The following is a 12,956-nucleotide window of genomic DNA, read 5'->3' on the forward strand; positions in this document are numbered from 1 at the left end:
ACAGACTCTGTTAGAATCGGCAACTATTTCGTCTATCGTCAGCGCTAACTACATAGCAATATTGCTGCACAACAAGGAATGCAAATGAAGAAACTGCTCCCCCTTCTTATCGGACTGAGCCTGGGCGGCTTCAGTGCAATGAGCCAGGCAGAGAACCTGCTGCAGGTCTACAAACAGGCCAGGGAAAGTAACCCGGATCTGCGCAAAACCGCCGCTGACCGTGACGCCGCATTCGAAAAAATCAATGAAGCGCGCAGCCCCTTACTGCCACAGTTGGGGTTAAGTGCGGGTTATACCCACACCAATGGCTACCGTGACAGTCGCGATCAAAACAGCGATGCCACCAGTGGTTCACTGGCGTTGACCCAAACCATCTTCGACATGTCGAAATGGCGCGCGCTGACGCTGCAGGAAAAAACTGCCGGCATCTCCGACGTGACGTTTCAGACTTCGTCGCAACAGCTGATCCTCGATACCGCCACCGCCTATTTCAACGTGCTGAGCGCCATCGATTCACTGTCCTATACCCAAGCGCAGAAACAGGCGGTATATCGCACCCTGGATCAAACCACTCAGCGCTTTAACGTTGGTCTGGTAGCGATCACCGACGTGCAGAACGCCCGTTCCAACTACGATACGGTGCTGGCGGCGGAAGTCACTGCCCGTAACACGCTGGATAACGCGTTGGAAAAACTGCGCCAGGTCACCGGCACCTTCTACCCGGAACTGGCTTCGCTGAATACCGACCGTTTCAGCACCCAGCGCCCGGAAGCAGTGAATAATCTGCTGAAAGAGGCCGAAAGCCGCAACCTGAGCCTGTTATCCGCCCGTCTGAGCCAGGATCTGGCCCGCGAGCAGATCCGCTCTGCGCAAACCGGCTATATGCCAACGATTGACTTCAATGCGTCCACGGCAGTCAGTAACACCAAAAACAACGGCTCGCGTAATTCAACGCCAGACGCCGATATTGGTCAGAACAAAGTGGGCCTGAGCTTTAATATGCCGCTTTACAGCGGTGGCCAGACCAACTCGCAGGTGCAACAAGCACAGTACAACTTCGTCGGCGCCAGTGAGCAACTGGAAAGTGCACACCGTAACGTGGTGCAGACTGTTCGTTCCTCATTCAATAACGTGAACGCCTCGATCAGTAGCATCAACGCCTACAAACAGGCAGTGGTGTCGGCTCAGAGTTCACTGGATGCCATGGAAGCAGGTTATCAGGTCGGTACCCGCACCATCGTCGACGTGCTGGATGCCACCACCACGCTGTATAACGCCAAGCAACAGCTCTCCAGCGCGCGTTATACCTATCTGATCAACCAGTTGAACATCAAGTTTGCGCTCGGTACCTTGAACGAGAACGACCTGATGCTGTTGAACGGTGCATTGGGCAAACCAATCTCTACCTCGCAAGACGTGGTAGCGCCACCGACCACGGCGCAAGACGCTTATGCCGACGGTTATCAGGATAATGCGCCTGCACAGCAAAGCGCAGCGCCGGCACCGGTTGCCGCTACCCGGACCTCTGCGCCGGTGAGCACAACCACTCCGCCTGTACGCAACAGCGGTAATCCATTCCGCAACTGATTCGCGCACAGCATTGAAAACGGGGTATGGCATTTGCCAGCCCCGTTTTTTTTGTCTCGGCTTATAGATTTGGATCCTCAGCCCCAATAGCAGGAATTCACTTCTGGGCGTTTGGGCAGAAGAACTGGCTGAAAATCGAGAAAAGGTTCAAATAACCTGCATAAGTGCTTTCATGTATCCCATCGCATAGGCCATACCCGAGTGCCATGGCGCCTCACAGCTCATTTGCGGCGAATGATCGGGGATCAATACACCGTCAAATTTGCACTCTTTCAGCACTCGCAACACCTTCGGCATGTCTATATCACCTTCATCGATAAAGGTTTCATGGTAGTACGGCACTTTGCCTTTCACATTGCGAAAGTGGATATAAGCAATGGCATCCTGTTGTGCGTACTGCTCCACCGCCTGGTAAACATCCCCCTCTGACATTTCGGCGATAGTGCCAAGGCAGAATTCCAGCGCATTCGCGTGGCTGGGTTGCAAATCCAGCAATTTTTGATACAAATGCGGTTGATTGACCAACCGCGGCTGACCGCGTACAAACTCGAGCGGTGGATCATCCGGATGCGCTGCCAGCCTGACGCCAGCCTCTTCCGCCACCGGGACAATCTGCGCCAGGAACCACTCAAGACGCTGCCAAAGCTGCTCTTTCGTCGCCACCTCTCTCAACCCTGTAGCATCTTCATCCACCACCATATTCCACGCCATGCTGGCCGGTAGCGGGCTTTCTGTTTGCTCATTGGCTCCGTTTAGCCCAACGGTTTTTGCTCCGCCACGCGCTTTATTTTCCTCTATTCGACCGGCGACCCCGGCCAGGCTGAAGTTATAGCCAAAAACGGGAATACCGGCGGCACCCACATTGCGAATAATTTGTTTAACCGTTTCTATCTGCTGATTTTTTTTGGGGCCATCAAACAGAATGTCGTCCCAATGACAGGGATCGAAGTTTTCGATGGCAAAAAATGTCAGGCCGAATTTCTCCATCCGGGCACGAATATCGAGCAGCTCTTCCGTGCTCCAGATCTCCGCCTGTGCCGTTCCCCACCCCTGAGTATCGCCCACGGGCTGATTCGAACGAGAAAAACGATCGTTTCGATGAAAGTAATCCACCATGTGCACCACGATATGCGTCGCACCGCACTGGCGAGCAAAGGCAAAGTGCTCATCATCCAGCATATGCTTGTACAGACCGAAACCCAGTTTCATCACCTTATCTCCTGAAGAAAAAAATTTTATTTATCACCGATTACGGATTCGTACCCTGCCCCTCAGGCACAAGCTATCAACCTGTATGACAGGTTGTGAGAAATAAAAATAACAGAAAAGCGGCAAATCACTGCGATGTGATCTTCATCGTCAATATGGCAACGGCAAACCGTCGAAAAGAAGAGGGGGTGATATCATCACGGCTATCGCTTTATCTCGTTTGGATGGGATCCGATGGAGAACACTTCACGCTGGCAACGCCTGATCGAAGGCGAACTGCCGCCGGCCCAGCGCCCTGCTCCGGCAATTTATGCTTCCTGGCTACGTTGTCGCAGCCTGATGCAGCCTGCGGTGTGGAAAGCCCCCCACTGCGCGCTGGGCGCGACTTTTACGTCAATCTGCCAGCGTAAGAACGATCTGCTGACGCTCGGCCAGGCAGCGTTGGAGGACGCCTGCGAATACATGGAACAGCGCCGCTGCCTGTTGGCTATCCTCGACGAAAGCGGCTGCATGCTGTGGCTGTGCGGCGATGTCCTGACTCGCGAACGTCTGCAGCTGTTGGGGTTTACCCCCGGCGCCTATTGGGCGGAAGGTGATATCGGCACCAATGCACCGTCGCTGGCGGCGTCGGAGGGGCATCCGATACAGGTACGCGGCAGCGAGCACGTGCGTCAGGCGCTGCACGACTGGTCATTCTGCGCCACCCCGGTCTATGACAACAGCGGCCGTCAACGCGGATCAATTGCGCTGGGCTGTCTGCTGGCCGACTGCGCCGCCGGCGATCTGTCCCTGACGCTGGCGCTGGCACGCGAAATCGGTAATTCGCTGAATGCCGATGGCCTCCTTGCCGAGTCCAACCGCCACCTGAACCAGCTTTACGGCCTGCTCGACGGCGTGGATGACGGCGTTATGGCCTGGGACCATCGCGGCTATCTGCAGTACATCAACCAGCGTGCCGCCACCCTGTTGAAACTGGATGAGCAGCAAAGCCAGGGCAAACCGCTGACACAGCTGCTGACGCTGCCCGCGTTGCTCAACCGAGCTATCGCCCAGCGTCAGGCGCTGCAGCACGTTGAAGTCACCTTTGAGAGCCAGCGGCAGTTTATCGCAACGCTATTAACCCTGAAGCCGATCTTCGACGGCGAGCGCTGCAGCTTTATCGCCCTGCTGCACCCGCTGGAAAGGCTGCGCCAGTATGTCAGCAGCCAATTGGGGCGCGTCAGCCACAGCTTTGAACAGATGCCGTCCGCCTCGCTGGAGATGCGTCGCTTGATCCGCTATGGCCAACAGGCGGCGAAGGGGCAGCATCCCATTTTGCTGTGTGGCGAAGAAGGCGTCGGCAAGGAACAACTCAGTCAGGCGATCCACAATGCCAGCGATCGCGCCGCCGGGCCCTATATCGCCCTCAACTGTCAGCTATTGCCGGAGGCCCAGGGGCTGCGCGAGCTGCTGGGCAGCGACGCCAACGAAGAGGAAGCGGGCCAGCTCAGCAAGTTTGAACTGGCCAACGGCGGGACGCTGTACCTGGAGCAGATTGAGTATTTGCCGATGGAAATGCAGTCGGCACTGTTACAGGTGCTGAAAACCGGCGTGGTAATGCGGCTCAACTCTAACCGGGTGATCCCCGTCGACGTGCGGGTGATCGCCAGCAGCGCCGCCGATCTGCCATTGCTGGTGCAGCAAAATCGCTTTCGCCGTCAGCTGTTTTACAGCCTGCAGGCGTTCGAGATCCAGATCCCGGCGTTACGCCAGCGCCTGAGCGATATTCCACTGTTGGTGAAGCATCATCTGCGTACGCTGGAACAGCATTTCCAGTGCCGCTTCCGGGTAGACGACGAGGTGATGACCCAACTTGGGCTCTATCTGTGGCCCGGCAACGATCTGGAGCTGAAAGGCGTGGTGGAGCGCACGGCGATGATGTGCCACGGCCACCACCTGCAGCTGGCCGATCTGCCCGAGCACCTGCTCGGTCAACAGCCCTTACTGGAAAGCGATCCGCAGCCAGGTATGCCGCTGTTAACACTGGCGGAAATGGAGCGCCAGGCGATCATTCGCGCGGCCAACGTCAGCCGCGGGCAGTTGAATGAAATGGCGCAGTTGCTGGGGATTGGCCGCACTACGCTGTGGCGGAAAATCAAACAGTATCAGATTGATATCCGCCAGTTTAAGCTGCGCGCCTGAAGCGGCCGTCAGTGGCTGAGCTGCAATACCCCGCGTGCCGCATCCAGCATCGCTTTTTGGCCGTTGCGGGTTTTGCTCATGCAGTCGTGCATGCCAATCACCATCGGGATCCCCATCGCCTTAGCGAGGATCGCGCTGTGCGAGAGCGCATTGCCACCGCTCAGACAGATGCCCAGCACCAGCCGGCGATCTAACATCACCACGTCAGACGGCATCAGTTCGTCCATCACCAGAATCGACGGTGTGGTCAGCGTGATTAACGGCAACGGCTGCTGCTGCAAATGGCTCAAGGTGCGGCGCAGCATGTCGCGCACATCCAGCTCACGCGCCCGCATATATTCGTCGTCCAGCGCGCGATACTCCTCGGCTATAGCTTCCATCTCCTGCTGCCAGGCCTGCTCGGCACTGCATTGCTGGCGGGCAATGCGAGTATAGGCCGCCTGTTGCAGGTCCGGATCGTCAAGCAACATGCTGTGCGCGCCGAAAATCGCCGCCTGCGGCTTGCCAATCAACGAGCCTGTGCGCTCCGCCAGGCGGTTCAAATCGCTTAGCGTCTGTTGCAGCGCTTCACGCAGACGCTGCTGTTCGTTGAGTACGTCATCGGCGCCAATCTGGCGTTCTGTGATCGCCGGGCAGAAGCTGTACGCCTGCCAAACCGGGCCGCTGGTGACGCTTTCCGCCACCGGTATACCGTGCAGCGAAGGTAAACTTTGCTCAGAGACGGTTTCACCAAAGTGCTGCTCCGCCAATGCGCTAAAGGCCGCCAGCGCCTGGTCGGCCTGCGCACCGTCGGCAATCAGCCGGATGGTGTCGCCATGACGCACCTGCAACAATGCCAGTTGGTTAAGGCTGCGAGGATTGGCGCACTGCCCCTGCTTTTCCAGCACCAGTTCGGCATCGAACGGCGCCAGCGCTTCCGCCAGCCGGGCCGCCGGGCGGGCGTGCAGCCCATGTGGGTTCTGTACCGTCCAACTGACGCTTTTCCCCTGCGTCAGCGGTAATTCAACCTTTTTGACCACGGGCGCAGTACCCTCGCCCAGTTGCGCCTGCTTGGCCTGCAGCGCGCCCTGCGCCTCGGCCAGCACCTGCTCCAACCCCGCGCCGGCATTTGCGGCAACCACGGCGGCCAGCGTCCCTTCAACCAACGGCGCCGAACACAGCCTGACTTTGGCGGCCAGCGCCGGATCCAGCAGATCGATGGCGGTTTCAGCGCTCAACAGCGCGCTGCCCAGGTCCATCAGCACCACAATGCCCGCGCCCTCAGCCACCGACTCTATCGCCTCCATCACCTTGATCGCATCGGTGCCTATCGGGTGCTCCGCATCATCGACACCCGCTGCCAGCGCCAGTTTGCAGCCGTCGCCACGCATCATCTGCAATGCCAGTTCCTCAACGCCGCGAGCCAACTGCGCACTGTGTGAAACAACAACGATATTGATCATCTCGCCTCCTGCTATTGGCCGGCGACCTCTGCCAGCGTTTTCATCATCAGCATCACCGAAGTCGCGCCCGGGTCCTGATGACCGATGCTGCGCTCACCCAGATAGCTGGCTCGCCCTTTGCGCGCCTGCATGGTGATAGTGCTTTCGACCGCCTGCTCTGCCCGCTCACTGGCGCGCTGCAGGGCTTCCGCGACGCCAAGCTGCTGCTCAACCGACTGACCAAGGCTGTCCACCACCGCCCACCAGGCATCGCACATGGTTTTATCACCCGGTTCCGCCTTGCCGCGCATCACTACGCCGTCAACGCCTTCCTGCATCAGTTGATGCAGCTCCGCCAGATCCAGGCTCTGCTTGGCATTCGCCGCCTGCGCCGCACGAATGAAGAAGGTGCCAAACAGCGGACCGCTGGCGCCGCCCACGCTGGACAGCAGCGTCATGCCGGTGTTTTTCAGGATAAAACCAATGTCTTTGTCCGCCACCGAAGGCAGTTTCTCCACCACCTTGTTGAAGCCGCGGTTCATATTAAGCCCGTGGTCGGCGTCGCCGATCTCGGTATCCAGCCGGGTCAAGAAATCGCGCTGCTGAGTAAATACTTCGCCGCAACGCATCAGCCAATCGACCACTTGTTGTTTGGTTAACGCCATAATTCCTCCTCAGCAACCCCAACGCAGCGCAGGCGTTTTCACCGGCGCATCCCACAGCGACAACAACTCGTCATCCACCTTCAGCAGCGTGATTGAAACCCCTTGCATGTCCAGCGACGTGCAGTAAGAACCGATCAGGCTGCGTTCGACGATCAGGCCTGCTTCGGCACAACGCTCCGCCAGACGGTGATAGACGCCATACAGCTCGGACAAAGGTGTCGCACCCAGGTTATTCACCAATGCAATCACGCGATCGCCGCGCGTCAGCGGCTGCTTGGTTTGCGCTTCATCACGCCATTCCCCCTGCTGACGATCCCAAACGCGGAGGGTGCGCTGGTAATGGCCATGGTCTATCAGGGTATGAAACATGTCGTCCACCGCCGCATTGAGGGTGGTAAACGGACGTCGCGCAATGCCCGGCTCGCCGTGAATGCCGACGCCAAACTCCATCTCGTTTTCCGCCAGCACGAACGAGGGCTTGCCGGCGGCCGGTACGGTACAGGCCCCCAACGCAATACCGATCGAATGCCCGTGATTGTTGATGCTGTGGCCCAGCGTCACCAGGCTATCCAGATCGTCACCGCGCGCCGCTGCCGCACCGAGCAATTTTTCCATCAGCACGGTATTGGCCACCCCGCGACGTCCGGCGGTGAACAGGCTGTCTTTGACCGCCACGTCATCGTCCACCAGCACCGTCGCCACCTGGACGCCGCTGTCATGCAGCAGCTCGGTAGCGGTTTCAAAGTTCAGCACGTCGCCGGTATAGTTTTTTATTAGCAACAACACCCCGGCACCACCGTCGATCGCCTGGCCGCACTCGTACATTTTGTCCGGCGTTGGCGAGGTGAAAATTTCGCCCGGGCAGGCGCCGTCGAGCATGCCTTCGCCGACAAAACCGCAGTGCATCGGCTCATGGCCGCTGCCACCGCCGGACAGGATCGCCACTTTGCCCGCGACCGGCGCGTCGGCGCGAGTGACGAACACCGGCTCCTGATGCACCAACAGCTCCGGGTGCGCCTCTGCCAGCCCCAGCAGTTGCTCTTCCAGTACCGATTCCACCTTATTAATCAGTTTCTTCACGGTTATTTCCTCGTTTGGCCCACGGGACGCAGCCTGCTGCGCCCCTGCGGCATCAGCTTGAGTGTCGTTGCAGCCAGGCATTGCCCAGCCGATCTGCCGTCAGAATGGCCGCCTGAACGCTGGCCGGCGTGACCTTGAACGGCATGTTGTGGATAGTTTCGCCGGCAGCGCAGCTGGCTTCGGCAACCGCCATGATTTTCTCTGCCGCATCGCCGCTAATCCCCATTTGCGCCAGCGTGATCGGCAAACCGAGCTGCTGACAGAAATCCAGCACCGTTTCGATCTGCTCCATGCTGCTGTTTTGCAGCACCAGCTGCGACAGCGTGCCAAAAGCCACTTTCTCGCCGTGGTACAGATGATGGCACTCTTCGAGCACGGTAAAGCCGTTGTGGATGGCATGCGCTCCCGCCAACCCGCTGCTTTCAAAGCCGATGCCGCTCAGGTAGGTATTGGCCTCGATAATGCGTTCAACCGCCTCCGTCACCACTCCGGCCTCGACCGCCAGCTTGGCTTTGACGCCCTCCGCCAACAGCGTCTCATAACACAAGCGCGCCAGACTGAGGGCTGCCAGCGTCGATTTGCCACCCGCCATACTGGTGGCTTGCGCATCGAAACACGCCTGCGCCTCAAAATAAGTCGACAGCGCATCGCCCATACCCGCCACCAGCAGCCGCACCGGGGCCTTGGCGATAATTGCACTGTCCATCACCACCATGTCGGGATTGCGTGGGTAAATCAGGTATTCGGCAAATTCGCCCTGTTCGGTATAAATCACCGATAACGCGCTGGTCGGCGCATCGGTAGAGGCGATGGTCGGGATCAGCACCACCGGCAAATGCTGGTAATACGCAATCGCTTTGGCGGTATCCAGCGTTTTGCCGCCGCCGATGCCAATCACACCGCGACAGCCGTGAGCCTTGAGCTCCCGGCCAAGCCGGTCGATTTCCTTATGGCAGCATTCGCCTTTGAACACGCAGGCATGGTGCTTCACCGCGTGCTGCTGCAGGCTGCCCATCAGGGTATCGCCCGCCAGCTTCATCACGAAGTCGTCGGCAATCACGAAATAATGGTCAGCAAGGTTTTTGGCGTATTCGCCCACGGCGGCCAATGCGTTGGCGCCCTGAATGTACTTGCCTGGAGACTGGATGATTCTCAACATAACCGGATCCTTGTAGGGAAATTGGCGATGGTAACGTTCAGATATCAGGTGATGCTGCGTCGGTCTTGTGCCGCCGCGTTGTTATGGACTGACTATAGGGCTTGCCGCTTGCTTTGCGATCTCGGGATTTTTCGTTTCATTATGGAACATTACTTTCCCCTGTACGTTCCATAATGAAACCCTGACGCCGCTTTTTTAGTCAGTAAAGCGAGCTGGCGCACAGCCCAACGTATAACTGCGTAAAGAGTGGATTCTGTGGGCGTTTCAGCTTTAATTTTGACCATCTTTCCCCTATTCTTACGGCCACTACTGGGAAAGGGCGAAAACAGCCCGACTGATGGGATTACTAACGATGAAACGGACAAAAAACATCAACCAAGAGACGTTCCGCAAATCCTGGCGCAACTACCGTGTTGCCCCCGTGGCTTTGGCGATCAGCGCAGTCTTTATGCTGGCCGGCTGCGAGAAGAGCGATGAAACTGTCTCCATGTATCAGAATGCCGACGACTGTTCGCGCAACAACCCTTCCATGAGCGAGCAGTGCACCACCGCTTATAACAACGCCCTGAAAGAAGCCGAGAAAACGGCGCCGAAATACGCAACCCGCGAAGACTGCGTCGCCGAGTTCGGCGAAGCTCAATGTACTCAGGCACCTGCTCCGGCCCAGGCCGGCATGGCCGCAGAGTCGCAGAGCAGCGGCAGCTTCTGGATGCCGCTGATGGCCGGTTACATGATGGGCCGCATGATGGGCGGCTCCGGTTTTGCTCAGCAACCGCTGTTCACCTCCAAAAATGCAGCCAGCCCGGCAAACGGCAAGTTTGTTGACGCCAGTGGCAAGAGCTACGGCCCAGCCACAGCCGGCGGCCGCACCATGACGGTGCCGAAAACCGCGATGGCGCCAAAACCGGCAGTGACCAATACCGTCACCCGCGGTGGCTTCGGTGAATCCGTGGCCAAGCAAACCAGCATGCAGCGCAGCAGCGCAACGTCCAATTCCGGCTCACGCAGCATGGGCGGTTAATGCATGAAACGCGTTGCGATTACCGAGCGTCCGGACTGGCGCGAAAAAGCCACCGAATTTGGCTTCCGCTTCCACACCATGTACGGCGAACCCTACTGGTGTGAGGATGCCTATTACCAATTCACGCTGGCGCAGATTGAAGAAATTGAAAACGCCACCGCTGAATTGCACCAGATGTGCCTGCAGGTGGTAGAGAAAGTGGTCAGCAGCGATGCGCTGATGACCAAGTTCCGCATACCGAAACACACCTGGGAATTCGTGCGCAGCTCATGGCGCACCAACCAGCCTTCGCTGTATTCGCGTCTCGATCTGGCCTACGACGGCGTTAACCCGCCCAAGCTGCTGGAGAACAACGCCGATACGCCAACTTCGCTGTATGAAGCAGCCTTTTTCCAATGGCTGTGGCTGGAAGATCAGATCAATGCGGGCAACCTTAGCCCGGAATCCGATCAGTACAACAGCCTGCAGGAAAAGCTGATCGCGCGTTTCGCCGATCTGAAAGCGCACCACGGTTTTGGCCTGCTGCATATGGCCTGTTGCCAGGACAGCGAAGAAGATCGCGGGACAGTGCAGTATCTGCAAGATTGCGCGCTGGAAGCCGGCGTGCCGACCGAATTCCTGTTTATGGAAGAGATTGGCCTGGGTGAAAAAGGCCAGTTTACCGACCTGCAGAACCAGGTCATCGGTAACCTGTTCAAGCTTTATCCGTGGGAGTTCATGCTGCGCGAGATGTTTTCCACCAAGCTGGAAGACGCCGGCGTACGCTGGCTGGAGCCGGCATGGAAAAGCATCATTTCCAACAAGGCACTGCTGCCGATGCTGTGGGAAATGTTCCCGGATCATCCAAATCTGTTGGCGGCCTACTTTGCAGAAGACGAGCACCCGCAGCTTGACCACTACGTCACCAAGCCGCTGTTCTCACGCGAAGGCGCCAATATCCAGATCGTGCAGAACGGCCAGCAGGTCGCGAGCGTCGATGGCCCTTACGGCGAAGAAGGCATGATCGTGCAGCAGTTCCACCCGCTGCCCCAGTTCGAAGGCAGCTATACGCTGATCGGCAGTTGGCTGGTGGACGATCAACCCTGCGGGATCGGCCTGCGCGAAGATCGTGAACTGATCACCCAGGATCTGTCGCGTTTCTATCCGCATATCATTCTCGGCTAACGGCTCAGTTCTTGGGTAAAAAGCGCGATCTTATCGCGCTTTTTTTATGCATTTCGCCTGGTGATTAATCGATTAACCTTCTATACTCGAAGCGTCTGTTCTCCTCGGGCGGAGCAACCAGATATGAAACTGACATCCATGATCCCACCGCAGGTCAACCTGGCGAACGGATGCTTTACCGCACCTGATGTTCAACGCAAATCCACGACGCTGGGCAGCCTGGCGGGGATCTTTGCCGATGCCGTGGCTTGGCAAAGCTTACCGGCGGAGCTTGCCGTCTATCAGGTTGAAATGTTGCCTTCCGTGCAGCAGGAAGGCGAGCTGTTTGTCGGCACCACTCATCTGCAACCTGGCCGGGTGGGCGACGAATTCTTTATGACCCGTGGGCATTTTCACCAGCGGCCAGAACAGGCCGAGTTCTATTTTGGCCTACGGGGCCAAGGTTTGCTGTTGCTGCAACACCAGGACGGCACTTGTACGCTGGAACAGGTTTCCCCCGGTAGCGTTCATCATATCCCCTCCTTTACTGCCCACCGTTTGATCAATACCGGTAATGACGTGCTTTCTGCGCTGGCGGTGTGGCCAACGGTCGCCGGCCACAACTACGATGCGTTGCAGCCTCAGGGTTTCAAGCTGCGGGTCTTTGCCGATGGCGATGACTGGAAGGCGGAGGCGCAATATGAGTGACTCAATGCTGCGATTTGGGCTTGATGTCCGTATTAGCGACTGTCCGATGGGATTTGGCTATGGCAATGACGTGATTGGCCCCTTGCCGGAGATACGCACGCTGGAGCAAATCCGCCGTTCCCTGCGCGATCCTGACAGCCAGGGACCTGAGCAGGTTTATGCCATCGCGATGGACGTCGCAAAACAGCAACATTTGGCCGAATTGAAGAAACGCATGCTGTTGTTCGGCATTGTCACCTATGCTCAAGGGCAATTGGGCCAGGAGCCGATACGTAGCCAGGGACACGTACACCGTATCAGCGCGCACAGCGGTTGGTCACCACCGGAGCTGTATGAAATCTGGCAGGGAAAGGCGATCATTTACATGCAGGAACGGGTGGAATATGAACCGGGCCGCTGCTTCGCCGTCCACGCCGGACCCGGCGAGAAGGTGCTGGTGCCACCGGGTTGGGCTCACGCCACGATTTCTGCCGATCCTCACCAGCCGCTGACCTTCGCTGCCTGGTGCGATCGTGAATATGGCTTTGAATACGATGCCGTGCGTGAATACAAAGGACTGGCGTGGTACCCGCTATTGCAGGGCGACAATATAATCTGGCAACAGAACCCACGTTATCAGTCCGGCCGGCTGCACGCCATCGGCCCACGCCAATACCATGAATTCGGTCTGAGTGATGCCCCGCTCTACTCGCAGTTTGAGACCGATCCGGCGCGCTTCCAGTTCATTTCCAAACCGGGCAGCGTAGCGGAAAAATGGCAGCGGTTTGAGCCCTAAAGACTAC

The 12,956-nt window shown here is 57.9% G+C and carries 11 protein-coding genes; 6 read left to right on the forward strand and 5 right to left on the reverse strand.

The genetic code is table 11. From position 1 onward, the window contains the following. Positions 1-84 precede the first annotated feature (84 nt). Positions 85-1,587 (forward strand): outer membrane channel protein TolC, encoded by a 1,503-nt coding sequence (gene tolC, locus NR114_RS12130; RefSeq protein ID WP_046372603.1) that lies wholly within the window; start codon positions 85-87, stop codon positions 1,585-1,587. Positions 1,588-1,734: 147 nt separating this feature from the next. Here tolC and NR114_RS12135 read toward each other — a convergent pair whose 3' ends face one another. Further along, positions 1,735-2,796, reverse strand: coding sequence for a mannonate dehydratase (locus NR114_RS12135; protein ID WP_234529793.1), 1,062 nt, complete (start codon positions 2,794-2,796; stop codon positions 1,735-1,737). 234 nt (positions 2,797-3,030) lie between these two features. Here NR114_RS12135 and dhaR point away from each other — a divergent pair, with 234 nt between their 5' ends. Further along, complete coding sequence (dhaR, locus tag NR114_RS12140) at positions 3,031-4,977, forward strand: dihydroxyacetone kinase operon transcriptional regulator DhaR (protein WP_020828692.1); 1,947 nt, start codon at positions 3,031-3,033, stop codon at positions 4,975-4,977. Positions 4,978-4,985: 8 nt separating this feature from the next. On the opposite strand, the gene dhaM is transcribed toward dhaR, so the two are convergent. The 4 genes from dhaM to NR114_RS12160 are packed head-to-tail and all read right to left on the reverse strand — an operon-like array spanning position 4,986 to position 9,302. Further along, positions 4,986-6,419 (reverse strand): dihydroxyacetone kinase phosphoryl donor subunit DhaM, encoded by a 1,434-nt coding sequence (dhaM, locus tag NR114_RS12145; protein WP_116691719.1) that lies wholly within the window; start codon positions 6,417-6,419, stop codon positions 4,986-4,988. 11 nt (positions 6,420-6,430) lie between these two features. After that, positions 6,431-7,063: a dihydroxyacetone kinase subunit DhaL gene (gene dhaL / locus NR114_RS12150; protein WP_020828694.1), complete on the reverse strand. Its 633-nt coding sequence runs from the start codon at positions 7,061-7,063 to the stop codon at positions 6,431-6,433. Between the two features lie 9 nt (positions 7,064-7,072). Beyond that, positions 7,073-8,143 (reverse strand): dihydroxyacetone kinase subunit DhaK, encoded by a 1,071-nt coding sequence (gene dhaK / locus NR114_RS12155; protein ID WP_041415710.1) that lies wholly within the window; start codon positions 8,141-8,143, stop codon positions 7,073-7,075. A 52-nt stretch (positions 8,144-8,195) separates the two neighbouring features. Further along, the gene (locus tag NR114_RS12160) at positions 8,196-9,302 is read right to left on the reverse strand and encodes a glycerol dehydrogenase (protein ID WP_234529752.1); all 1,107 of its coding nucleotides are present in this window, start codon (positions 9,300-9,302) and stop codon (positions 8,196-8,198) included. Positions 9,303-9,654: 352 nt separating this feature from the next. On the opposite strand from NR114_RS12160, the gene NR114_RS12165 reads away from it, so the two are divergent. The 4 genes from NR114_RS12165 (at position 9,655) to NR114_RS12180 (ending at position 12,949) form a co-directional block, all read left to right on the forward strand. Beyond that, entirely contained in the window at positions 9,655-10,323 is a 669-nt protein-coding gene (locus tag NR114_RS12165) for a DUF1190 family protein (protein WP_020828697.1), read from the forward strand. 3 nt (positions 10,324-10,326) lie between these two features. Continuing rightward, positions 10,327-11,487, forward strand: a complete 1,161-nt coding sequence (locus NR114_RS12170) for a glutathionylspermidine synthase family protein (RefSeq protein WP_129983995.1) — start codon at positions 10,327-10,329, stop codon at positions 11,485-11,487. Positions 11,488-11,610: 123 nt separating this feature from the next. Next, positions 11,611-12,174, forward strand: coding sequence for a glucose-6-phosphate isomerase family protein (locus NR114_RS12175; protein ID WP_234529754.1), 564 nt, complete (start codon positions 11,611-11,613; stop codon positions 12,172-12,174). Continuing rightward, positions 12,167-12,949 carry a glucose-6-phosphate isomerase family protein gene (locus NR114_RS12180; protein WP_048759819.1) on the forward strand — a complete coding sequence of 261 codons (783 nt, stop codon included), beginning with the start codon at positions 12,167-12,169 and terminating at the stop codon, positions 12,947-12,949. The genes NR114_RS12175 and NR114_RS12180 overlap by 8 nt, the downstream gene beginning before the upstream one ends. Positions 12,950-12,956: the final 7 nt, after the last annotated feature.

It is taken from the genome of Serratia sp. Ser99 (assembly GCF_024519545.1).
Taxonomy (GTDB): Bacteria; Pseudomonadota; Gammaproteobacteria; order Enterobacterales; family Enterobacteriaceae; genus Serratia; species Serratia liquefaciens.

Excerpts from the sequence above, each read along its gene's own strand:
- NR114_RS12175 (WP_234529754.1), top strand. The coding sequence starts at position 11,611 with ATGAAACTGACATCCATGATCCCACCGCAGGTCAACCTGGCGAACGGA.
- dhaL (WP_020828694.1), bottom strand. The coding sequence starts at position 7,063 with ATGGCGTTAACCAAACAACAAGTGGTCGATTGGCTGATGCGTTGCGGC.
- NR114_RS12160 (WP_234529752.1), bottom strand. The coding sequence starts at position 9,302 with ATGTTGAGAATCATCCAGTCTCCAGGCAAGTACATTCAGGGCGCCAAC.
- dhaM (WP_116691719.1), bottom strand. The coding sequence starts at position 6,419 with ATGATCAATATCGTTGTTGTTTCACACAGTGCGCAGTTGGCTCGCGGC.
- NR114_RS12180 (WP_048759819.1), top strand. The coding sequence starts at position 12,167 with ATGAGTGACTCAATGCTGCGATTTGGGCTTGATGTCCGTATTAGCGAC.
- NR114_RS12170 (WP_129983995.1), top strand. The coding sequence starts at position 10,327 with ATGAAACGCGTTGCGATTACCGAGCGTCCGGACTGGCGCGAAAAAGCC.
- NR114_RS12135 (WP_234529793.1), bottom strand. The coding sequence starts at position 2,796 with ATGAAACTGGGTTTCGGTCTGTACAAGCATATGCTGGATGATGAGCAC.
- NR114_RS12165 (WP_020828697.1), top strand. The coding sequence starts at position 9,655 with ATGAAACGGACAAAAAACATCAACCAAGAGACGTTCCGCAAATCCTGG.
- tolC (WP_046372603.1), top strand. The coding sequence starts at position 85 with ATGAAGAAACTGCTCCCCCTTCTTATCGGACTGAGCCTGGGCGGCTTC.
- dhaR (WP_020828692.1), top strand. The coding sequence starts at position 3,031 with ATGGAGAACACTTCACGCTGGCAACGCCTGATCGAAGGCGAACTGCCG.